At 39.5% G+C, this 215-nt stretch carries 1 pseudogene; it reads left to right on the top strand.

The features are described 5' to 3' along the window. Window positions 1–215: pseudogene (locus V6260_RS19155) on the top strand (aminodeoxychorismate synthase component I); the annotation flags it as partial.

A 215-nucleotide genomic window follows, 5' to 3' on the forward strand; every position in this document is an offset into this window, starting at 1 on the left:
CGTTTAATGGTGGCTGGCTTGCTTACTTTGGTTACGACCACGGCCGCACAATAGAGAGCATCCCAAGTAACGCGATTCATGATATTAACTTACCACAAATGGCTATTGGTCTTTATATAGACGCCCTAATTTACGATAAACTTCAACAAAGATGGTTTTATGTATCTCAGCCAAACATTGACCGCTTAGCTCTGTATCTGCAATATTTAGATAAA

Origin of the sequence: Pseudoalteromonas aliena (assembly GCF_038155085.1) — a bacterium.
GTDB classification, from domain to species: domain Bacteria; phylum Pseudomonadota; class Gammaproteobacteria; order Enterobacterales; family Alteromonadaceae; genus Pseudoalteromonas; species Pseudoalteromonas aliena_A.